This is a genomic window from Paenibacillus sp. FSL R10-2736 (genome assembly GCF_038000245.1).
GTDB lineage: Bacteria > Bacillota > Bacilli > Paenibacillales > Paenibacillaceae > Paenibacillus_AQ > Paenibacillus_AQ phytohabitans.
Genome location: NZ_JBBOBN010000001.1, coordinates 1,109,795 through 1,132,123, shown reverse-complemented (window position 1 = coordinate 1,132,123; position 22,329 = coordinate 1,109,795). Strand labels below are relative to the sequence as shown.

At 47.6% G+C, this 22,329-nt stretch carries 16 protein-coding genes; 5 read left to right on the top strand and 11 right to left on the bottom strand.

Annotation, left to right across the window (positions count from 1 at the left end):
* Position 1 precedes the first annotated feature (1 nt).
* Positions 2–2,167 (top strand): beta-glucosidase BglX, encoded by a 2,166-nt coding sequence (gene bglX, locus NSQ73_RS04955; RefSeq protein ID WP_340985587.1) that lies wholly within the window; start codon positions 2–4, stop codon positions 2,165–2,167.
* A gap of 257 nt (positions 2,168–2,424) precedes the next feature.
* On the opposite strand, the gene NSQ73_RS04950 is transcribed toward bglX, so the two are convergent.
* Positions 2,425–3,195 carry a DeoR/GlpR family DNA-binding transcription regulator gene (locus NSQ73_RS04950; protein ID WP_340985586.1) on the bottom strand — a complete coding sequence of 257 codons (771 nt, stop codon included), beginning with the start codon at positions 3,193–3,195 and terminating at the stop codon, positions 2,425–2,427.
* Positions 3,196–4,114: 919 nt separating this feature from the next.
* Between NSQ73_RS04950 and NSQ73_RS04945 the strand changes: the two genes are divergently transcribed.
* The 3 genes from NSQ73_RS04945 to NSQ73_RS04935 are packed head-to-tail and all read left to right on the top strand — an operon-like array spanning position 4,115 to position 9,258.
* Positions 4,115–5,083 (top strand): metallophosphoesterase family protein, encoded by a 969-nt coding sequence (locus NSQ73_RS04945; RefSeq protein ID WP_340985585.1) that lies wholly within the window; start codon positions 4,115–4,117, stop codon positions 5,081–5,083.
* Positions 5,084–5,108: 25 nt separating this feature from the next.
* Positions 5,109–5,990 (top strand): DMT family transporter, encoded by an 882-nt coding sequence (locus tag NSQ73_RS04940; RefSeq protein ID WP_340985584.1) that lies wholly within the window; start codon positions 5,109–5,111, stop codon positions 5,988–5,990.
* Between the two features lie 40 nt (positions 5,991–6,030).
* Positions 6,031–9,258, top strand: a complete 3,228-nt coding sequence (locus tag NSQ73_RS04935; protein WP_340985583.1) for a hybrid sensor histidine kinase/response regulator — start codon at positions 6,031–6,033, stop codon at positions 9,256–9,258.
* 64 nt (positions 9,259–9,322) lie between these two features.
* Here the strand turns inward: NSQ73_RS04935 and NSQ73_RS04930 are convergent, their stop codons facing one another.
* Entirely contained in the window at positions 9,323–10,603 is a 1,281-nt protein-coding gene (locus NSQ73_RS04930; RefSeq protein ID WP_340985582.1) for a J domain-containing protein, read from the bottom strand.
* A gap of 301 nt (positions 10,604–10,904) precedes the next feature.
* Between NSQ73_RS04930 and NSQ73_RS04925 the strand changes: the two genes are divergently transcribed.
* The gene (locus tag NSQ73_RS04925) at positions 10,905–12,023 is read left to right on the top strand and encodes an acyltransferase family protein (RefSeq protein WP_340985581.1); all 1,119 of its coding nucleotides are present in this window, start codon (positions 10,905–10,907) and stop codon (positions 12,021–12,023) included.
* Positions 12,024–12,127: 104 nt separating this feature from the next.
* Here the strand turns inward: NSQ73_RS04925 and NSQ73_RS04920 are convergent, their stop codons facing one another.
* From NSQ73_RS04920 to NSQ73_RS04880, 9 genes are all read right to left on the bottom strand, one after another.
* Positions 12,128–12,331, bottom strand: a complete 204-nt coding sequence (locus NSQ73_RS04920) for a hypothetical protein (protein ID WP_340985580.1) — start codon at positions 12,329–12,331, stop codon at positions 12,128–12,130.
* 213 nt (positions 12,332–12,544) lie between these two features.
* Positions 12,545–13,645, bottom strand: coding sequence for a hypothetical protein (locus NSQ73_RS04915; protein WP_340985579.1), 1,101 nt, complete (start codon positions 13,643–13,645; stop codon positions 12,545–12,547).
* Between the two features lie 611 nt (positions 13,646–14,256).
* Complete coding sequence (locus NSQ73_RS04910; RefSeq protein ID WP_339302362.1) at positions 14,257–15,654, bottom strand: helix-turn-helix domain-containing protein; 1,398 nt, start codon at positions 15,652–15,654, stop codon at positions 14,257–14,259.
* Positions 15,655–16,141: 487 nt separating this feature from the next.
* Positions 16,142–16,789 (bottom strand): YdcF family protein, encoded by a 648-nt coding sequence (locus NSQ73_RS04905; protein WP_340985578.1) that lies wholly within the window; start codon positions 16,787–16,789, stop codon positions 16,142–16,144.
* Between the two features lie 13 nt (positions 16,790–16,802).
* Positions 16,803–17,828, bottom strand: coding sequence for a GDP-mannose 4,6-dehydratase (locus tag NSQ73_RS04900; protein ID WP_340985577.1), 1,026 nt, complete (start codon positions 17,826–17,828; stop codon positions 16,803–16,805).
* Between the two features lie 34 nt (positions 17,829–17,862).
* Entirely contained in the window at positions 17,863–19,218 is a 1,356-nt protein-coding gene (locus tag NSQ73_RS04895) for a UDP-glucose dehydrogenase family protein (protein WP_340989189.1), read from the bottom strand.
* A 26-nt stretch (positions 19,219–19,244) separates the two neighbouring features.
* Positions 19,245–19,853, bottom strand: coding sequence for a hypothetical protein (locus NSQ73_RS04890; protein ID WP_340985576.1), 609 nt, complete (start codon positions 19,851–19,853; stop codon positions 19,245–19,247).
* Between the two features lie 13 nt (positions 19,854–19,866).
* Positions 19,867–21,327 (bottom strand): lipopolysaccharide biosynthesis protein, encoded by a 1,461-nt coding sequence (locus tag NSQ73_RS04885; protein ID WP_340985574.1) that lies wholly within the window; start codon positions 21,325–21,327, stop codon positions 19,867–19,869.
* A gap of 19 nt (positions 21,328–21,346) precedes the next feature.
* Complete coding sequence (locus tag NSQ73_RS04880) at positions 21,347–22,297, bottom strand: ATP-grasp fold amidoligase family protein (RefSeq protein ID WP_340985573.1); 951 nt, start codon at positions 22,295–22,297, stop codon at positions 21,347–21,349.
* Positions 22,298–22,329 lie beyond the last annotated feature (32 nt).

Genomic DNA, 22,329 nt, shown 5'->3' with positions numbered 1-22,329 from the left:
CATGACTAAACCGTTTATCCAAGATCTCGTGAACGATATGACACTAGACGAAAAGCTGGCCCAGCTAACCCAGCTCGGTCCTTACTATTGGGGTCTGGATGATACCGTGGATTTAACGGGTCCATTCAAAGAATTGAACATCAAGCCGCAGGTGATGGAGAACATCGGAAGCGTTCTGAACGGCATTGGCGCACGGAATGTCATTGAGCTGCAGACCCGGCATCTGGAATCCAGCCGCCAGAAGATTCCCCTGCTCTTCATGGCGGATGTCATTCACGGCTACCGGACCATCCTGCCGATACCGCTGGCGATGGGCAGCAGCTTCGACCTTGAAGCCATCGAACGCTTCGCTGAAATCGCAGCCAGAGAGAGCGCCGCTGCCGGTATTCATGTCACCTTCTCCCCCATGACTGACCTCGTGCGCGATCCGCGCTGGGGCCGGGTGATGGAGACCTCCGGTGAGGACCCTTACCTGAACGCCCGCGTGACCGAGAGCATGGTCCGGGGCTATCAGGGGACAGACCTGAAGGAGCCGGGGCGGATCGCAGCCTGCGTGAAGCATTTCGCCGGCTACGGCGCACCTGAAGGCGGCCGTGAATACAACACGGTGGATATGTCCACCGGTGTACTCCGCGAATTCTATCTGCCGGCTTATAAAGCTGCAGTAGATGCCGGTGTCGCCATGGTCATGGCCGCGTTCAATACCATTGACCGTATTCCGGCCAGCGGCAACAGCAAGCTGCTCCGCGGAATTCTGCGGGAGGAATGGGGTTTTGACGGCGTCACTATCGCCGACTTCAACTCTGTCAATGAGCTAGTGCCCCATGGCGCTGCGCAGGATGGCCGCGAAGCTGCCCACAAAAGCCTTGCCGCAGGCCTGGATATCGAGATGATGTCCACCCACTATCTGAACCACGGGGCCGCGCTGGTCGAAGAAGGGCTGCTCGATATCAGCCTGATCGACGAAGCGGTCACCCGGGTACTGGAGCTGAAGGATGCCCTCGGGTTGTTCGACAACCCGTTCAAGGATGCCGATCCGGTGGCAGACGAAGCGGATAAGCCCAGCGCTGAGCACCTGCAAGCTGCACGGGAACTCGGTGCAAGCTCGGTGGTACTGCTGAAGAACGACAATGAAGTGCTGCCGCTGAAGCGGGGAATGAAGATCGGTCTGGCCGGTCCATTCGCCACCTCTATTCATGTACTGGGCGGCTGGGCAGGTGCTGAGAAAGATCCGGCCGTATCGCTCTACACCGGCATCACCGGCAAAATTCCGGCAGCAGATATTGTTACCGCAATGACCGGCGAGCTGGGAAGCATGCTGGAGGGTGTCTTCGATGTGGAGGACCACGCTGAGGAAGCCTTCGAACAGCTGAAGGATTGCGATGTGATTCTAGCAGCTGTCGGCGAGAACCAGCATGACACCGGGGAAGGCGGCAGCAAAGCCAGCCTGCGGCTGTCCGCGAATCAGGAGAAGCTGATCCGGCGTCTGAAGGATACCGGCAAGCCTGTCGTCACCATCGTATTCAGCGGCCGTCCGCTGGAGCTTGCGCCAGTGCTTGATGCAAGCGACGCGCTGGTACAGGCCTGGTTCCTGGGCAGTGAGTCGGGGAATTCCATTGCGGATGTGCTGTTCGGCGATTATAATCCGTCCGGACGCCTGTCCATGAGCTTCCCTTACTCTGTGGGACAGATTCCTGTGTATTATAATGCTTATCAGACGGGACGCCCGTATGATCCCCAGTATCCGAATGTGCGTTATGTAACCCGGTATCTGGATATCCCGAATGATCCGCTGTTCTGCTTCGGCTATGGTCTGAGCTACTCCAGCTTTGTTTACAGCAGCTTCAACGTTGAAGCTGCGGCTGATGGCCGGGTGCTCGCCTCCATTGAGGTAGAGAACACTTCGGAGGTTACCGGCAAGGAGACCGTCCAGCTCTATATCCGCGATGTTACGGCAAGTGTGGTCCGTCCGGTGAAGGAACTGAAGGGCTTCAAGCAGGTTACCCTCGCCGCGCATGAGAAGCAGGTTGTAACCTTCGAGATCACCCGCGAGATGCTGATGTTCTACGGCCAGGACGATGAGCTTGTGTTCGAGCCCGGAGACTTCGATATAATGATCGGCCGGAACTCCGGAGATCACGCTATGCAGCGGATCTGGATCGGCTGAGATGCTGATTTGGGCTGCATTTAGTTAGCTGCACCTGGCTTCAGGCGGGTGCAGCACTGCGTCAGACAGGTGAGCACTGCGTCAGACAGCTGAGCACTGCGTCAGACAGGTGTCTATAACCAGCTAGCTGTACACCAGAAAGCCGCCTATAGCTGGCGGCACACCAGAAAGCGCCAATCTTCCTCACCTTAGGGTGTAAGAGGATTGGCGCTTTTTTGAATTTTCTATGCAGCTTCTGTAAGTTATGCTCCTGTATGTTATGACCCTGTCAGCAGTTCTATATCCAGCCGGGCAAAGGTATCCTTCCATTCTCTTGAGCAGCCGCTGTCGGTCAGAACCATGGAGATATGCTCCATCGGGGCAATCTGCGCAAAGGTAGTGACTCCGAATTTCGAATGGTCGGCGACCAGAATCGATTCTTCGGCCCGTTCCATCATTTTGCGGGAGATGAGTGCTTCTTCAAGATGATAATCGGTAATTCCTTCTGAGAGCGACAGACCTCCGGCAGAGATAAAAGCCTTGTTCACCTTGAACTGGCCCAGCAGCTCATGAGCGGTGATGCCTACAGCCGCCTGATAAGCGGCATTCACCTCACCCCCGGCAAAAATAATCTTCCCCTGAAACTGTTCCAGCGCACAGTTCAGGACCGGAACCGAGTTGGTAATGACCGTCACGTGGGCGCGGTCTGTAAGCTGCCGCATAATCTCAAGTGTGGTCGTCCCGTTATCGAGGATTACTGTCTCGCCATCCTGAATAAGCGAAGCCGCGAGCCTGCCAATAGCCTGCTTGTCCGTCAGATTCATCTGGGAACGCTTCATGAAGGTGGGTTCATTATTCCCGGAACGAATCCGTACGGCTCCCCCATATACCTTGCGCAGACGCCCTTCCTTTTCCAGACGGTCGAGATCACGCCGGATCGTCTCTGTGGTTACAGCGAACCGCTCAGCCAAAAAATGCACCTGCACTTTCCCATCCAGATCCAGCTGGGAGAGGATGGTCTGCCTGCGTTCTTCATAGGTCAGGGACATGTATGATTCCTCCAGTTATAGTGAATTCGCGTTCGCGAATGCTAATTACCTTATCCGATTTAGGTTATCCATATGTATATGTAATGTTGTTTTGAGTGTATTGTTGTTGATTTCCTCAGTATATGGAGCCGAATCCCACTTGTCAATGCAGCTGCTTTTATCAAAAGATTTCTCTGGTGGACGAGTGTATCTGCTTACGCTTTCGCATAAGAAACTTTAATTCCTTAAGTTTCTTACCCCACCATGTTCCCTTGCACTTAGCGTCATTATCTTCTGTTCACACATATGCCTGCTGTTTGCGTACGTATCGAAGGTGGCGATTCATTGAATAGTTGTATTTCGTACAATTAAAAGTTAGCTAAAGCGTGAATTTATTGCGATAAATGTATTCTGTACAACTAAACATAGCGTGTGGCGATCATTCAGGGAATGGCAGGCTATTTAATTGTATAGAGTGCAGTTAAAATGCTCTGGCGCACCGTATCCGGCAACTTTAGTTGTACAAAATACAGTTAAAGCCTGCGAAGCGAGAAAACGCTCTGCTTCAAGCAGGAGTAAGGTTCCGCACCGGTCGTACTTCCAATTATAGTTCTATTGCATTTTCTGCAGCAGATACCCCCTAATTCCACCAAATAATAGAATCTGTTGCACTCTGTACATTAGAATTTTGTAAAAGAGGTCTTTTGGATTGAAATTAGAGGAATCAGTTGTATGAAATACAGCAGAGTGAGATTTCACGCCGGTTGGAACGAATTCTATTGCAGAAAGTGCAATCTATCCAATTATAGATTGACAGAAACGGATTATCATCCTAAAATCAACATGAAACAACATAATAAAATACAAAACAACACAAAAGCACTTGAACACCTAACGAACTAAATTCATAACTTTATTCAGGCAGAGAGGGGATTTTCACATGAAGCATAAATTATCATTCCGCCAGGATGGAACCTTTACCATCGTACAATTCACCGATCTTCACTGGATGGATGGAAGAGCGGAGGATCAGCGGACGCGGGAGCTTATGGAACGCGTGATGGAAGCGGAGCAGCCGGATCTCGTTATTTTCACAGGTGATCTGATCTATACCGGACCTGTCCCGGAAGGAGAGAAGGCATGCGAGCAGCCCAAGCAGGCGTTCCGGGAGGCTGTGGCCGCTGTAGAGAAGAGCGGTACTCCCTGGGCCTTCGTCTTCGGCAATCATGATACCGAGCAAGGTGTCTCCTATAGTGAGCTGATGGACATTGCACTGGAGCATCCCCACTGCCTGGCTGAAGCAGGTCCGGCAGAGCTGGCCGGTTCTGGTAATTATACGCTTGAGATTGCGGGCACCGGCACCAGGGCGGGCGCCATTCTCTATATGCTGGACACCGGCGCCTACTCCGGGCTTGCGCAGATTCCCGGCTATAACTGGGTCCGGCAGAGCCAGATCCGCTGGCTGACAGAGCAATCAGCCCGGCTGAATCCCCAGGCAGGTGAGGACAAGCTGCCTGCACTGGCATTCTTCCATATCCCGCTCCCGGAATATGCCGAGATGTGGTCCACACAGACCTGCTACGGCCATAAATTCGAGCAGGTCTGTGCTCCGGTGCTTAATTCGGGACTCTTCACAGCTATGGTGGAAATGGGCGATGTGGCAGGTACTTTTTGCGGACATGATCATGTTAACGACTTCACCGGCAGCCTGCATGGCATCCGGCTCAGCTATGGCCGGGCCACCGGCTACAATACATACGGGCGGGAAGGCTTCATGCGGGGAGCGCGTGTCATCCGGCTGACTGAGGGCGATAAGCAGTTCGAGACTTGGCTCCGGCTTGAGGATGGCTCGGCTCTGCTGGAACAACCCTCCCATCCCCCTGTACCTGCCGCTGATTCAGAACACTAATCATGTCTTAAGGGGTTGAAATTTAATGCTGCTGCCAATTCTTTTGGTTCTGGCTTCCGGGATGTGTCACGCGGTGTGGAGCATGTTCACCAAAAGAAGCCGGGACAAAAGCATCTTCCTGTGGTCGATCATGATGATCTCTACTATTCTGCTGTTCCCTATCCTAATATCCGAGCTGTGGACTCACCCGCTTACAGCCGGAGCTTATGCCCTGCTGCTGCTGTCTGTAGCGCTGCAGGCCTTATATTCCTGGCTTTTATCCAGAACCTATGAGATGGGTGACTTATCACAGATATATCCGGTGATGCGGGGGACGAGCACGCTGCTCATCCCGCTGATCGGTGTTCTTTTTCTGGGCGAATCGCTGTCTGTCTATGGATGGGCCGGTATTGCCTTCATGCTCGGCGGATTCGCAGTGCTCAGCGGACTGGGCTCCAGAAGCTCATCCGCATCCCTATCTGCATCCACATCCGCCGCCTCCCGGAAATCCGGATATACGCCGATTCTTATGGCGCTCTGCGTGGGACTCTGCACAACCTGCTATGTATTCGTCGATAAGCTGAACCTCCAGCATATGTCTCCGCTCGCGTTGCTTGAGGTCACCAATATTGGTTTTGTCGCCGGTCTGACTCCGGCAGTCCTGAAATCGCACAAGCTGCTGGAGGAGTGGAAGAGCAACAAGTTCACCATCCTGCTGGGAAGCGTGCTGAATCCGGGCTCGTATCTGCTGTTCCTCTTCGCGCTGCAGCAGGCGCCGCTCGCCCATATCAGCCCGTTGCGGGAGATCGGGACCATATTCGCTACATTCCTGGGCATCCTCCTGCTGAAAGAGCAGCAGGGCCTACGGCGGATTCTGTGCTCAGTAGTCATCTTCGGCGGCATTCTGCTTGTCGGGGTATGGGGGTAAAGCAGGCACCCGCCATTTCCCGGCAGGATAACCCCGAAACATGTCGAATAGAGAACGTATGATGAAGACTAACTTACCGAAGCAAACCATGATCAATACTAAAAGCATATTGAATCTTAAGCACGCTCTGTTGCTGCTGTTATATCTGACCCTCCTGATCAGCATACGTTATCTGTGGTTCAACGCGTATGAGGCGCCTGAGCATCCGGAAGCGAAGCAGGGTGTCCTGGATATGCGGGGCTGGGACTTCGAGAACTCCCGGTCTGTACGGCTGGATGGTGAATGGGAATTCTATCCCGGCCAATTCCTCACCTATGAGAATTTCGCCGGACACCCCCCGGCTGCGCAGCAGGTTGTGCAGGTTCCCGGCGACTGGAGCAGCGGCTTCCCAGAAGAAGGACATTCTTCCTTCGGCTACGGCACTTACAGGCTGCGCATTCTGGTTGACCAGCTGCAGCAGCAGCCGTATGGCTTCTGGATTCAGCGTGTTCAAGCTTCCTCCGGCATTGAGATTAACGGACAGACCGAAGGCAGCTTCGGTCAACCGGCCGTGAGCCGCCAGGACTACAAGCCTAAGGCTGTTTCCTATACAGCGGCCTATAATGCGGCAGGACAGCAGGAGATCACGCTGCTGGTCCGTGCAGCCAATTACGATCACCCGCTCGAAGGAGGGATTGTCCGCTCCATCCGTTTCGGCTCCCAGGCAGCGGTGGATACGGAACGGATGTATTCTATCGGCTTCCAGATGGTCACTTTTGTGATCATGCTGCTGCATGCGATGTATGCAGGCATCCTGTTCTTTTTCAACCGCCGGCAAAAAGCGTTCCTGGTGTTCTGCCTGCTGCTCCTGGCGGTAGGTGCTTCAATAGTGACCGATAATGATACCTTGCTGCTGCTCTGGCTGCCGATCAACTATACCTGGGCGCTGAAGCTCAAAATGCTGGCTTATCCTGCGATCTCCCTGTTCATGCTGCTGCTGACCCGCAGCTTCTCCGCACAGGAGCGCCCGGGCCGCTTGTTCAAAGGTTACCTCCTTGCCCTGTGCCTCTACACCGTCTATGTACTGGTACTGCCTGCGCAGTATGTTGTATATGCAAGGCCTCTCTTCTCAGTGCTCTACCTTCTTCCGATCGCAGGAGTCGTGTACTCCATTGGCCGAATGGTCGCCCGGCAGGAGCAGGACTCCGTATTTCTGCTGTTTGCCGCCGCGGCTATCGGCTCCAGTGTCCTTGGCGGTTCCTTGGAATCGAACAGCAAGGCAAGTATTCTGTATTATCCGGTAGATGTCATCGTGGCCATCATCGGTTTCTCCGCTTACTGGTTCAAGCGGTATTTCCGCAATGCAGAGGAGAACCGGCTGCTTAACCAGCAACTGAAGGAAAGCGATCATCTGAAGGACCAGTTCCTGGCCAATACCGCACATGAACTCAGAACACCGCTGCACGGCATCATCAGCATCGCCCAAACCGTAACAGCGAAGGAGAAATCCCTCCTGGATCATCAAAGCTACCAGGATCTGGAGCTGCTCATTACCATCAGCCGCCGGATGTCCCATATGCTGAATGATCTGCTCGATGTGACCCGTCTGCAGGAGAAGCGGATTGTATTACAGCGTGAACCGCTGGCCATCGGGCCGCTCGTAACCGGAATACTGAATATGTTTGAATTCATGACGGACAGCAAACAGCTGCAGCTGCGTAACGAATTACCCGCTTCCCTGCCGCCCGTCTGGGGTGATGAGAAGCGGATTGTGCAGATTCTCTATAACCTGCTGCGCAATGCCATCAAATACACGCAGGCCGGAACAGTCACGATATCTGCCGAGGTTACAGGCAAAACCGCAAGGATTAGCGTGTCCGATACCGGTATAGGCATCGACAAGGAGACACAAGCGAGGATCTTCTCGCCTTATGAGCAAGGCAGTAAGGGCATCAATGACGGAGGCGGAATCGGGCTCGGCTTAAGCATCAGCAAGCAGCTGGCAGAGCTTCACGGCGGAGACCTTACCGTGGATTCCGAACCCGGGAAGGGGTCCGTGTTCACCTTCACCCTTCCCCTGGCATCTGCTTCTGAGGTCCGGCATGTGCCGGAAGAGGCCGCGGCTGCAAGGATGAATGACAGCCCGGACATGGAAGACCTGCTGCTTGAACAGGGAGGACTGTTATTCCGGCAGTCTGATACCAGCAGTATCACTGCAGTTGCATCACAAGAGATCCCTTCTCTCCCTCAGCTGCAGCTGCAGGACACCTCCATGACGGCCAAGACTCTAATTCTCGCCGTAGATGATGATCCGGTCAATCTCAAGGTGCTCGCCAGCATACTCTCGGATGAACAGCATCAGCTGGTCACCGTCACCAGCGCCCAGGAAGCCCTGGAGCTGCTCGGCACCGAACCCTGGGACCTGCTGATCGCCGATGTCATGATGCCGTACATGTCCGGCTACGAGCTAACGCGGATCGCCCGGCAGCGCTTCTCTGTCTCGGAGCTGCCGATCCTGCTGCTCACTGCCCGCAATCAGCCGGTGGATATCTATACGGGATTCTTATCCGGAGCCAATGATTATGTCGCGAAGCCTGTGGATGCTCTGGAGCTGAAATACCGGGTCCGCTCCCTGACCGGACTGAAGCAGTCTATTAATCAGAGCCTGCGGCTGGAGGCTGCATACCTGCAGGCGCAAATTCAGCCGCACTTCCTGTTCAATACGCTGAACGCACTGCTGGCCTTAAGTGAATTCGATCTCCCGAAGATGCGTGATCTCGGAGAGGCGTTCTCCTCCTATCTGCGAATCAGCTTCGACTACATGAACTCGCAGCAGCGGGTCGGACTGTCCCATGAGCTGGAGCTGGTCGAGTCCTATCTGTTTATTGAGAAGGCCAGGTTTGACGAACGCCTGCAGATCGAATGGGATGTGGAACCGGGGATCGAGCTGCTCCTCCCGCCGCTCACCCTCCAGCCGCTGGTCGAGAATGCGGTCAGACACGGCCTGCTGAGCCGGAAGGCCGGCGGCCTGCTGCATATCCGCATTCACCGCCGGCAGGGGTACACATCGTTTGAAGTAGAGGATAACGGCAAAGGGATGCCTGACGAGCAGGTTCTTCATCTGCTGGACGACAGCGGACTCGGCTTGCCTTCCCGCGGCATCGGACTGCTGAATACCAACCGGCGGCTGACACAGCTGTATGGCCAGGGACTGGTCATTCACAGCCAGCTTGGAGCCGGCACAACCGTTTCTTTTGTAATTCCGGAGCGGGTGAATCTGAACTCTTAACACTCAATTCACCAGAATGTATAAGGGCCGTGGATCAGCATTGATCCACGGCCCTTATACGCTTTTAGGACATCAGCTTGTCCCATAGCTGCTGATAAGACTTATACACTTGCGGGTACTTACGCTTCATTTGCCGGATGCCTTCAGTCATGAAATAGTCACCGTATTCTGCCGCGCCGGATGGCCACATACCATCCGGAGGAGCCTGAACCAGCCTCTCTGCCGGATGCCTATACCCTTCCGCGGTGAAGAAATCATAGGCTTTGGCCTGTACGCCCGGGTACATGCCTTTGTCTTTGATCAGCCGGTCGGTTTCCAGGAGCAGCTTACTTCCCCCTTGAGCCAGGCTGCGCTGCTGCTGCACAGCCGGATTGCCCGGATCCATATAGTGGGCAAGCTCGGCGAAGAGCAGCGCTTCTTTGTAGGCTCTGTTCTCTGCCAGCTCACGGCTCTCTTCCAGCAGACGGTCCACCGCTGATTCTCTCTCTGCCCCCTCAGGCAAGGAGCGCAGATAAGCCCTTATTTCCTGCTTAACCTTGTGCCAGAACTGCATTTTATTCGTGTAGATCATGATTTTGATCCAATAAAGATAGAACTGTAATGTATCTCCCTTCAGTTCAACATCATTATCCTCATTCAGGCTCTCATTCAGGCCCTCCTTCAGTTCTCCAGCCATCTCTTCATATATTCCCCAGGCTTCATCCCCCAGCTGATTCATCATCAGCACATCGGTATAGTCCGTCAGATAGACTCTCCGCCAGGCACGGTGCTTCTTATCAAGCGCACGCGCAACACTTAGAGCCTTCTTATATTGCTCATACTGCAGCAGAATACGGATTTGCAGCGTCGTACCAATGACACTTGACCGCGGGCTGGGACTGAGCGCCTCTACCTTCTGCCATACTTCATCGAACATGCTCAGCTTATCCTCGGCAAGATACACTCCGGATAATGCAATGCTTGCCCCGGAGTGGTCCGGCTTGAGTTCCAGTACCTTGCGGTACAGCTCCTCCGCCAGCCGGAAGTCCCCTGCAGCGAAGGCATCCGTGCCTTTATTAATGAGGACATCCAGTTTCTGTGTGCTGCCATTCTTGCGGGTGAAATCATATTCGTCACGCCGGATCGGATCACTCAAATTCTCATAAGCCTCGCGGATCTTCCGGAACTCCTCCGGATACTGCTCTTGAGGAAATTCCTTAATCTTGGCCTCATAACCCGCTTCAATCGATTTCGGCGTAGCATTCACCCGTACACCCAGCTGCTTATAGTAATTCACTAGCTCAACCACAACCGGCTTGCTGCTCCCCCGGGTACCGGATGGTTGCTGATTTGCTGTTGTTTTCATCTCCCAGCCTCCCTATAGTTCACCATTAATCCATGAAGGAATTCTAATAACCAGACCTCACCAACACTATGTAAACTTAATTATATACAAGATTGGCTGGGGGGCTCAAACTATTTAAGGGGAACACGGCTGCTAATCCTGTTCCTTACTGCCCGGAGCAGGACGGATATCCATATCAATGAAGAATATACAACCAGCTGAGGTAGTATATAGAAATAACTATTTTGTACCATTGTCCCTGCCACTTATATCCGATATCGTAGGCTATAACACACCTATGGAAGGGGGCAGATGTCACCCCATGCAAGCATCACAGCCTTCATTATCTGCAGGAAATGGCAGTACGCCGAAGACCACACGGTTGAAAGTTATCGATATGGTCCGCGGCATCACCATCCTGCTGGTCGTCGTTGGACATGCCGGCCTGACTCCAGCTGTACTGAACGATATGTTCAGAGATTTCCGCCTTCCGCTGTTCTTCATCGTCTCCGGTTACTTATTCAGCGCCTCCAGGTATTTTGACAACCTTAAGCTATTACTGCGGACCAAGCTACTGACTCTAGTCCTCCCCTACTTCACAGCCGGGTTGCTGACTTACTGCCTCTGGGCACTCCTGCGGATGCTCGCCAGCGACCATAGTCCGGGTGTTGGCTGGGTCCAGCCTCTGGCCGCGCTCCTCTACGGCAACTATTCCGATGGACTGCTGCTGAACATCCCCATCTGGTTCCTGACCTGCCTGTTCGTCACACAGATCGTCTTCTGCATCACCATGCGCTACATACACACACGCTCCTGGCAGCTCCAGCTCGGAATCATGCTTGCCTTAAGCCTGACCGGCTACGGCCTGGGACGGGTCATCTTCCTGCCCTGGAACATCGATGTGGCCCTCGTGGCCCAGCTCTATGTGTTCATCGGCTATAAGCTGAAGCAGCATCAGGCACTGAGCAATATCCGAATTTTCAATCTGAATACGCTAATCCTGCTATTCATCTTCCTGGCTGCCGCCTACTTCAACTCCTATGTCGATATGAACAACCGGGTGTACGGCAACCTGCTCCTCTTCTACCTCGCCGGTATCGCCGGAAGCCTGCTCGCCATCAAAGGCACCCAATTACTGTCCAAATCCAAATTATTCGCGGCCCTCCTGACCTACATCGGCCAAGAATCCCTGGTCATCCTGATCTTCCATTACGGCGTCTTCATCCTGCTGCTGAACTTCCTCGAACGTTATGTGCTACACACCTATCTGGGCTGGTTCCCGACCACTATAATTGCAGTAGCCGGATCGCTCGCCTTGAACCTGTTGATTCAGAAGGTACCGGTGCTTAGCTTGCTGATTAGCGGGAGGAGTGGGAAGGGTAGTAGACAATCGACCTCTGAGCCCGATGGCAGAAATGCTATTACACTAACGGGTGGATAAACGTACTGATTTTCCTATACAACGAAAAGAAGACCTTGGGTACTCTCACTCACCAAGGTCTTCTATAGATTATTATAGATATATATCTAATCAGAAAAGCTCCCTTACATCAGCTTCTTAATCTCATCCAGTGGTAACTCAACGGCTTTGGATACAGCTTCCGGAGTAAATCCATGAAGCAGCAATTTACGGATAATCTCCGCTTGGGCTTCTTCTTTTCCTTCAGCTTTTCCTTCTTCGTATCCCCAACGTTTCCAGGCTGGCATCAACTCCATTATTGCTTCACCTTCCTCCGGGTATTGTTTCATTAATTCTCTTAGAATCTCTTCATCAGAAACCGGCTTTCACTGTAATCTAGTATAGAATCCAGCCCAAGAAAAAACAAATCAATAAATTCCTAGAAGAACATCTCCAGCAGCTTCTTAAAAGCTTAATACTTAACGTCAATGAGCAGCGCAAAACGACGGAAACCATTCAGGTTCCCATCGCCATATGTGTAAGATTTCATTAGCAAAAAGCAATCAAGCCCGCTCACGCACAACCTCTGGAAGAGCTGGCTCCCGCCGCGCCGACGCACTTGCCGACATCAGGCTGGAGAGCTGCTTATAATTCATGGCGAACAGCATACCCAGCGCCGCCTCCATCAGGATGATGAGATCCCTGTTCGGGATCACGAGCGGAATGGCAATTACACCAATGAAGATGATCCCCCAAGGCAGGAGGTGTTCCAAATACTGCGTTATGAAGCGGTTAAGCCACAGCAGAATATGCATGCCAACATAGGTGCAGATCAGCACCAGCCCCCATATCAGCACAATGTGTAGACGGCCCAGACCCAGCCGGTCAAACGCGAGTATCAGGAACAGATGGGTAAACAGAAACAGCAAAGAATGCCTGCCGACATACAGCAGCGGACTTGCGGGAGCATAGCTTTTGATGCTTCGGAAGAGAGAGAACACCCCGAACAGCACAGTCATAGACAACAGCAGATAGGGCATGGACATATTATATTTCACATAATCCGCCTCACTCACGCCACCGTAACTTACAATCCCCAGCAGTGCGGCGGCAACCAAAGTCATGATGAGGTTCACCCGGTTACTGGCCCGGTACGCAAAGACTCCCGCCAAGAAAGCAAACAGCCAAGGAAAATACGTAAACCCGACCGTCTCTGTGAACACAACAGATTTAAGAGGAAAGTCCGGCAGCCGGTGCCCGATGAACGAATGTACCGCAAACACGGCCAGTGACAGCAGCAGATACAGATAGAGCGGGGGCTTAAGATATTTTTCCAGCAAATAGACAGTGAGGACGCCAAGCGCGATGATCTGGGGAACATCCATGATGCGAAATGCCTGTACATCCGGTCTCCACATCAGATTGTAGGCGAACCCGATGACTGCGAACAGCACATAGAAGCCGAGCAGGGAACTGAAGCTGCGCCGCTTCACCTGCAACGTAGTAGTCACACCTGAGACCGCGAAGAACAGGACAGGGGCCACACCCGCAACAATCTGGAACACCCGTTCATTGCCGTGGAAGTACAGCGGAATATGCGCAATAATCATCAAAATACAGCTAATCCCCTTAATCGCATCCAAGGAATAGTCATATGGCTTCATCCCCTCACCTGCCTCTCCGTTCATATGTATATCAACTAGAGTATAGAGTGAAACTCAAGATCCGCCATCCCTCCAAAGTGTAGCCTTCCATAACATTTTTGCGTATATGTGTAAAGTACAGGGAATGAAAGTGCACTTGAAGAAAAAAAAATAGAGACCCCTCAGGTCTCGTTAGGTCTCCGTCGTTTCTATATCCCGTTTGCGAAGCAGCTGCCTCCGCTGTTTACCCCGTTTAATCCACAGCCGATTCGCATCATCGCGGTAGAACCGGATCTGTATCCATCGCAAAGGTGTCCATATTTCCCTAAAATGATAATTAGGCATGGTCCATCTCTCCCAGACTATAAATAGATTTGCTTCTAATTATAGACCGGGATACCTAGTTTGTTTGTCGGTTTGTGGATGGAAGGGCTAGAATATTATGTACTGTATAAAAGAACAACGTTCCCGGTATTCCGGGAACGTTGCTGAGTACGCCGATTAGATTATTGCTGCCTGGTAAGCATCAACCACCACCTAAACCGTGTCCCATAGTTTGAACTAGAATCTGAGTGCTGATGTTTTCTCCGGGCTCAACAGTAACAACAGGTATAATAATTACAATAGCCAGACTACAGGAAGCTAGAAGCTTGAACAATTTTCTTTTCATGTGAGTCCTGCACCTCTCTAATTAGAAGTTTGTATTGCCCTTTCTCTTCTTCATCTGCCAGATGCCGATGCTGCTCGAATAGATCGACACATTTGAGGATATTGCTCTCATCATTGATTCTAGCAGATGATTCCAAACTCTGCAGGATGAATCTTATTCCTTCTTCACGCTTATTATGTAAATAATAGGCTGCCATTTCAGCGAGGAATTGGGTGTGTTGGTCCAACATAACCTGCCGATTGTAATCGCCAAATTCTGTAGAATACGTCCGGTAAGGGATATAGGAAGCAAACCGCTCCAGAATATAATCAACATTCCAATCATAGCGATTAGCCGATGAGATAATATTGTGTAAAGCTATGAATATCTCATCTGGTCGCTCGGAGATATATTCGACATATTCAGAGAGAGCCCCATATTGTCCTGCCATCACCCGATAGAGCAGTCTGTTCGCGGTCCCCCATTCCTGGAACTGAGCTACAGTCCGCTTCGCTTCTTCATTGTCTTCCTGTATCCAGCTTCCATCCATATAGAGGGACACCCAATCTAATGCCGATGGGTAGTCTCCTATTTTCTCAAACACATTTGAGCGGATAAGCTGTGCGTATAGGATGTAGAAGTACAGGGGTTTCTCAGTTTTTCTCTCGTTGTCCTCTCTGCGGTCCGACTGACGCTGGAGATTATAACGAAGAGTCGCTAATTGCAGCATCTCCTTCGCCAGCTCATCCACCTTATGCCACTTATGCATCGAAACATATACATGAGCGAGATGCTTCAACCCGTCCAATTGATCCGCTTCATCCAGCCGGTCCAGGTAACATTCGAATAGATGCGCCGCCTGCAGATTCCGCGTCTGGTCGTCACCAATGGCAATCCGGAACAGACGGTATTGGCATACCGCGAGTCTCTCAGAATTCTGGTACTTCTCACTGGCACTCACATTCTTATACAACAATTCGGCAGCTTGCCAAAGCCCCTCTTGAAACAGTCCTTCAGCCACTTCGAACAGCATGGGGGCATAGGTCAGATTCTCTAGCAGATTCTGAACAACCTGTTCAACGCAATCCAGACGGCCTAGCGCAGCTGACCGCACAAGAAAAGGCCGCAGACGCCGCCAGGTTGGTGACGAGTAATAGAAACATTCATCCACGTATAAGCTGTAGAAATAGTCCTCCGGCAGATCCATCGCCTTGGTGATTCGCTCCAGATGATCCATAGCAATCGGCTGCTGACCACTAAGTATCCGGCTGAGCGTTCCTGAATTAATTCCGGATTGTCCGGAGAATTGATTAATGGACATTCCCTTCTGCGACAGATATGTCGCCAGTGCATCGCGAATCATAGTTGTAGTAGGGACCACGCAGACACCACCTAACTGGAATCCAAATATTATATATTTGTTTTATAGATGTAATAATATGTCACATTATCCCAATGTTCAATAGTGTAGGATGTTGCAGATTAGTATAATCCGTGAACTGCGGGCAACCCATTTGCCATTCTCACTGGATTTTACTGAAAATAGATTACGATTCCCGGTTATGGCAAAAAAATAGAGACCCTAGTGGTCTCGTAAGGTTTCCGTCGTTTCTATTCCCCGTTTACTTAAAAGCCGCCGCCGCTGCGATCCCCGCTTCACCCACAGCCGATCCGCATCATCCCGGTAGAACCTGATCTGTATCCATCGCAAAGGTGTCCATATTTCCCTAAAATGATAATTAGGCATGGTCCATCTCTCCCAGACTATAAATAGATTTGCCTCTAAGTATAGACCGGTATGCACTATTTGTTTGTCATTTTGTGGATGCAGAGGCTAGAATATTATGACTGGTTTTGTCGGAATTCTCTTACCGGCGGAACCAGCGTTTAATCTGTTCAAGCGAACTCTTCGCTTCCGGGCCATTATAGCCGAAGGCATTGCCAATCATCTTGATATACTCGTTAAAAGTAGTCTCCCGGCTATACCTGTCACTCCACCATGTCTTCGCATTATAGCCTGAATCAGCACCAATATAGGTCAGTTCAATCCCTGACTTCTTATAGACTTGATCGAAAATGAATTTCACCCGCCGCATATGGAAGTCAGAGGACACAACAATGGCAGACTTGAAGCCGTGCTGCTTCATGATTGGGAGCGTGAACTGGGCATTCTGGTAGGTGCTCTGGGCGGCGTCTTCGGTAAGGATGGCCTCTTCTGGGATGCCCAGGGCGAGAGCGGTTTGGTGCATGTCGCCAGAGGGGCCACCACTCTCGCTCACGTTAGACAATATTAGATGTAGAGCATGATGTAGATCATACAATTCTGCCCCCTGTTCAACCCGTCCCCGGCCTCCACTCAGAACTATAATGACATCAGCATTCTGCGGTGTCTGCGAGAGAACCAGGAAACGGCCAACGGAGAAGAGCGGTAAGAGGATTAAAAGAAGAGGAAAATATAGAAAGAGGAGTCTCTTCTTTTGTTTGCCTGATTTGGTGTTAGGAGGTTTGTCAGTCATGGCACCTCTGTTTTTATTTTGCATTATAATACTGAACGTACCAGTCTGTAAATTTTTGCAAGCCTTCTTCTATTGAAGTTTGAGGTTTGAAACCCACAGCTTGCTGTAACAAATCAGTAGAAGCATAAGTTGCAGGCACATCACCTGGCTTAATCGGTTCGAAGACCTTTTTGAAAACGACTTCTCTGCCAAGACTCTTACTCAAGCATTTCTCTAGTGTTTCAATGAACACCATTAATTTCTCAGGCTTGTTATTGCCGATATTATAGACCTTATGCGGGACAGCACTTGTTGGCGCATTGCTGAGGATTCTCTTAATCCCCTCTATAATATCATCAATGTATGTGAAGTCCCTGTATAGATCATTGTTGAAATCTCCATTATTAAAAATCTTGATAGACTCTCCAGCAAAATATTTCTGCGTAAATCCGTAGTAAGCCATATCTGGCCGTCCCATTGGGCCGTATACGGTAAAGAATCTCAAGCCTGTAGTTGGAATTTTATAAAGATGACTATATGTCTGAGCCATTAGCTCATTAGATTTTTTAGTAGCAGCATATAATGATTCCGGATGGTCCACAGTGTCGGATTCTTCGAAAGGAACTTTCTTATTGGAACCATAAACTGAGCTGGATGATGCATATACAAGATGATCTACAGAACAATATCTGCATGCTTCAAGTATATTAAAGAATCCGATAATATTGCTCTGGATGTATACATCCGGATTTTCTATGGAGTAACGAACACCAGCTTGAGCCGCTAAATTCACTACAATATTTGGGCTATGTATTTTAAATATGTCCATAATTAAGGATTTGTCAGAAATATCTGCTTCGATAAAGGTAAACCCCTTATATGATGTAAGCAACTCAAGACGATCATTTTTGAGGTTGGGATCATAATAGTCATTAACATTATCAACACCTATAACCTGGCAGTCTTCTTCCAGAAGTTTTTTTGCTACATTAGAACCAATGAACCCGGCCACACCTGTTATAAGATACTTCTTAGTTATATCCAAAGCTGCATAGCTCAAAATCTCGTCCCCTTTTTATTGGTATACAGAATCATCATCTTCCTATGGAATAATATTCAATTCCCGTTGTTCTCATCTCTTCAACACCAAAGATATTTCTACCATCATAGACCAAAGGAGTTCTCATCAATTTCTTGAACATACTCGGTGTTATAGCTTTGATTTCTCCCCATTCCGTGAACACAAAACAAACATTCGCCCCATCCAATGAAGCCTCAATGCTATCTACATAATAAATATTGCCTTTTCCATTGCTTCCTTCAGGAAATCTTCGTGAAAAATTATTTTTACCAACCGGATCATAAGCATAAATGTCAGCTCCCTGATCCAGCAGCAATGGGATATTCTCCAAAGATGCAGCTTCCCTTAAATCGTCTGTACCAGGTTTAAAGGTTAGTCCCAGCACAGCCACTTTCAGACCATTAAATGTGATTAATCGTTTAGACGCTTTTTTGTAGAGAACCGTCTTTTGATTAGTATTTACATCAATAGCAGCCTTGACTGTCTTGAGTTCATATCCATGCTGGCGCGCTAAATATTCCAGCGCCTTCGTGTCCTTAGGGAAACAACTGCCGCCATACCCGATTCCTGCATTCAAAAACTTACTGCCGATCCGCTCATCGAAGGACATTCCTCTGGCAACATCTTGAATATCCGCACCGACAAGTTCACAGAGATTAGCAATATCATTCATGTAAGATATCTTCATCGCTAGGAAGTCATTTGACGCATACTTGATCATCTCCGCCGATCTTCTTCTCACGGATACGATAGGGATATTAAAAGGTTCATAAATCTGCTTCAGTAGACCCTCAGCCCATTCACTCTCTGTTCCAATAATTATTCTTGCCGCCTGTAACGTATCTTTAACTGCCGTCCCTTGTGCAAGAAATTCCGGGTTAGATGCAACTTCAACTCTGATCTTGCGGCCAGTTCCGTTACCATTTCCTGTGATTCCTTGAGCATCATGCGGCAAAAAATCATGTATAAACTGCTCTACCTTATCGTTAGTTCCTACAGGAACAGTCGATTTAACAACAACTAAGCAATCTTTTTCAATAGTCTCAGCTATTTGTCTAGCCACAGTAGCGATGTAAGCCAGATTAGCTGAACCGTCTGGTTGCTCAGGAGTCCCTACTCCTATAAAAATAGCATCGGCATTTCTATAAGCATCAGCATAATCTGTTGTATAATCAATTCTACTGGCAGCATAATTTTTCTGCATAAGTGCTTCTAAGTCAGCTTCATAAATAGGAGAAACACCGGATTTCATTAGCTGAACTTTATCTTCATCAATGTCTACGCAAGCTACTTGATGTCCCATTTCGGCAAAGCATACACCCGCTACAAGGCCGACATAACCTGTACCGGCTACAGCAATTTTCATAATTATCCTCCCAAAATAATTTAATTATATTAAATATCGAGTGTATCTCTTTTTCGATTCTTATTCCATTCTAAACGGCCACTAGCACTAACTTTTTTTGCTGGAACGCCAGCAACAGCTATATTTTCTTCATCAAAAGATTTGTTTACAACTGCATTAGCTCCAACTGCTATGTTACACGCTAATCTAACTGAACCTAGCACTACTGCACCTACGCCAATAACAATTCCATCTTCCAGAATTGGTGCTTCGTCATCAGTGCCCCCTGCTACTAAACTTGTATTAATATGAAGAGCTATATTTTTGCCTCCTACAACCTTTCTATTTACTAAAATTGGGCCTAAATGCATTATTCTAAGACCACGATCAAATACATTTATTGGAATATGAATATGGTGCTTATTTTGGTACCTATAAAGTAAGACTTTATAGACTAGACCTCTAATTTTTTTTTGACTGTTGATGTAATACTCAGTCTTTCTTAGAAGAACATTGTATTTCCAAAGATAAGATTTTTCACTAATACATATTAAATGCGACCAATTGCATTTAATCCCATAGTTTTGTTTTTCAATACATAAGAATTCTTTTAAATCACTCTTGGAATGAACAAATCCTTTTCTCTCTTTGGAATTCATTACGACTCTCCGTTCAATGTGGTAAACTAACTTTTAATAATTTGGAATATCTCCTAAAATCAGATCTTACTGAAGGGAAAAGACTTAGGCTCACGAAGTATATTAAAAAACAAATTAAAATACTTATAGTCTTTCCTGCAAATCCTACAAACAATCCCTCCAAGAAAAAATTAAAAGCAAACATAATTATAGCTGCAACTATAGGGGGGATTATATTTTTGAAAATTTTCAACACTGGGAACCCGATCACGAATCTCATCAAGAACATATTTACGACAACTAACTCTAGCCTTATCCACGATCGCGCATACACCAATGTCCAAAAACCATAGTGGGAACTAATTAAACATACAGGGATTAATACGATCAAATGAGAAAGTTGTGCAAATAGAGATAATTTAGGCTTCCCTTTAGCACGATAAACTTCGCTACAAAGATTACTCAACACAACCATAATAGCACTAGTTAAAGCCCAATTTCCTATTATGTCTTCCGCTTCAATCCACTTATCTCCTAACAGAACCAAAGTAATGTAATCACTATAAAGATAAACAACCGTACCTATTGGTAATATTAAAATCGCCACTATTTTTTGCACCTTAAGAAAAACCTCAAAAAATTGCTTATCATCATTTTGTAGTCTCGATAAAACAGAAAACAAAACTGGTACAACCGAAGATGTAATTAAGGCCATCAATGCATTTACAATAGAGAGAGAATTCTTATATATACCCAAATAGTATTGACTTACTAAGCTTCCGATAATAAAAACGTCTATCCACGTCGTTAACCAAATAGATATAGATTCCATTAAAGACCAAACACTAAACGATAACATTTCTTTCAGAACAGTCAGTTCAAAATATAACTTAGGTTTCCAATTCGAACGTATTGTTAATATTATAGAATTAAGTATTTGCATTGTAATTGTTCCAATTATTAATGACCAGAAACTAAAACCTAAAAGTGCTAATGGAATACTAACCAACAAGGGTATTAGGATAGCAACCATTCGAACTTTAAATAATATGCGAAAATTAAAGTCACGTTTATATAAAGCCATTTGAATGCTTGAGAAAGCTGTAATCGGAAGTTGAATACAAGCAATTGCAATCACGTTTCCCAAACCGGGATTTCCGACAAGGTTTGCAACTTCATTACTAAAGACAATTAATAAAATCCATAACATAAGAGAAATAGCTAGATTTGTTAAAAAGGCTACATTAGCAAATCTCTGTTTTTCTTCCTCATCTTTAAACTGATGTTGGATTAAATACTTTTGAAATCCTGCATCAGTGAACATGTCGACAAAACTTACAACCATGGTAACAGTTGCTATTATCCCAAATTCCTCAGGTGCTATTAATCTTGCAAGAATCATTTGAGTAATAGGTGTAACCAGTTTTGAAATAATCTCTGTTATTGAAGACCATTTAGTCGCAGATACTATTTTACTATTCAAATTTCCATTCAATCTTTTTACTCCTCAAACTTTAGTTATTTAAATCTTCTCTAATATTACCTTGAGGCAAATCTAACCATTCCCCCATTTTCATTTCAAATTGTTCCGGTTTAATAATACCCATGCCACTTTGATGAAAAAAGGTTATTTCACCAAAAAGAATTCTTTCTTTAATGTAATAGAAATCAACTCTCGCATGTGGAAAATCACGGGATAAAATTTTACTCAAAGCAATCATCTCAGCCAATTTTCTTGGTTTTTCAACCTTTATATTTAATTCTTTTGGATACGATATTTCTTGGCTCATTAACTCCCAATTTAAATCATATAAGTTTCTTCTTGTTTTCTTCTTATCTGTAATATTGAAGTCTACACTTATGAATTTAGGCTCACCTGCAAAACAAAAAAAACGATAATCTTGAAGTTCAGCTCCTTCGCCCTGTTCTAGTAATTTTTCACAAACAATTCTAGGCATTAAATCTCTATAGACCCATTCTCTATTGTATAAATAATAATTTTCTTTTAACCATAAGCGCATCTTTTTGAACTCTTTATCCCAATCCATTTTCTTTTTATCTTTACAAATTATATTAAAACCAGATCCGTGAGTGGCTTTTAATACAAAAGAATCAGGCAGCTCATTTATATTTATATCTTCAACAGCATCATACACTCCATAGAGTTCATTTAAATAAGTTTCCCCAATTGTATCCTTTACATATCCTCTCACTTCAAATTTATCAGCACAAACTTTTGCTAAAGGATTGTCCCAATATAATTTAAGCCATTGAAGTTTATCATTATAAAATAAAGGTTCTGTTATATTTAAACTTCTGCCAAGCTTACGTTCATATTTTTTTTGAATTAATTTGATATCGCTCAAATAATGTTTCAAATACATTCCTCTAATTTTTCTATAAGTAGTAGCAGTCACTTCTGTTTTCATTATTATCGTTTTAAAGATTTTTCTCACATTATTCATTTCAATCTCCTTATTGAAAATTCTCTTTATAA

What these genes read in the sequence shown, in the direction of transcription:
- bglX (WP_340985587.1), top strand. Translation starts at nt 2, where the DNA reads ATGACTAAACCGTTTATCCAAGATCTCGTGAACGATATGACACTAGAC.
- NSQ73_RS04950 (WP_340985586.1), bottom strand. Translation starts at nt 3,195, where the DNA reads ATGTCCCTGACCTATGAAGAACGCAGGCAGACCATCCTCTCCCAGCTG.
- NSQ73_RS04945 (WP_340985585.1), top strand. Translation starts at nt 4,115, where the DNA reads ATGAAGCATAAATTATCATTCCGCCAGGATGGAACCTTTACCATCGTA.
- NSQ73_RS04940 (WP_340985584.1), top strand. Translation starts at nt 5,109, where the DNA reads ATGCTGCTGCCAATTCTTTTGGTTCTGGCTTCCGGGATGTGTCACGCG.
- NSQ73_RS04935 (WP_340985583.1), top strand. Translation starts at nt 6,031, where the DNA reads ATGTCGAATAGAGAACGTATGATGAAGACTAACTTACCGAAGCAAACC.
- NSQ73_RS04930 (WP_340985582.1), bottom strand. Translation starts at nt 10,603, where the DNA reads ATGAAAACAACAGCAAATCAGCAACCATCCGGTACCCGGGGGAGCAGC.
- NSQ73_RS04925 (WP_340985581.1), top strand. Translation starts at nt 10,905, where the DNA reads ATGCAAGCATCACAGCCTTCATTATCTGCAGGAAATGGCAGTACGCCG.
- NSQ73_RS04920 (WP_340985580.1), bottom strand. Translation starts at nt 12,331, where the DNA reads ATGAAACAATACCCGGAGGAAGGTGAAGCAATAATGGAGTTGATGCCA.
- NSQ73_RS04915 (WP_340985579.1), bottom strand. Translation starts at nt 13,645, where the DNA reads ATGAAGCCATATGACTATTCCTTGGATGCGATTAAGGGGATTAGCTGT.
- NSQ73_RS04905 (WP_340985578.1), bottom strand. Translation starts at nt 16,789, where the DNA reads ATGACTGACAAACCTCCTAACACCAAATCAGGCAAACAAAAGAAGAGA.
- NSQ73_RS04890 (WP_340985576.1), bottom strand. Translation starts at nt 19,853, where the DNA reads ATGAATTCCAAAGAGAGAAAAGGATTTGTTCATTCCAAGAGTGATTTA.
- NSQ73_RS04880 (WP_340985573.1), bottom strand. Translation starts at nt 22,297, where the DNA reads ATGAATAATGTGAGAAAAATCTTTAAAACGATAATAATGAAAACAGAA.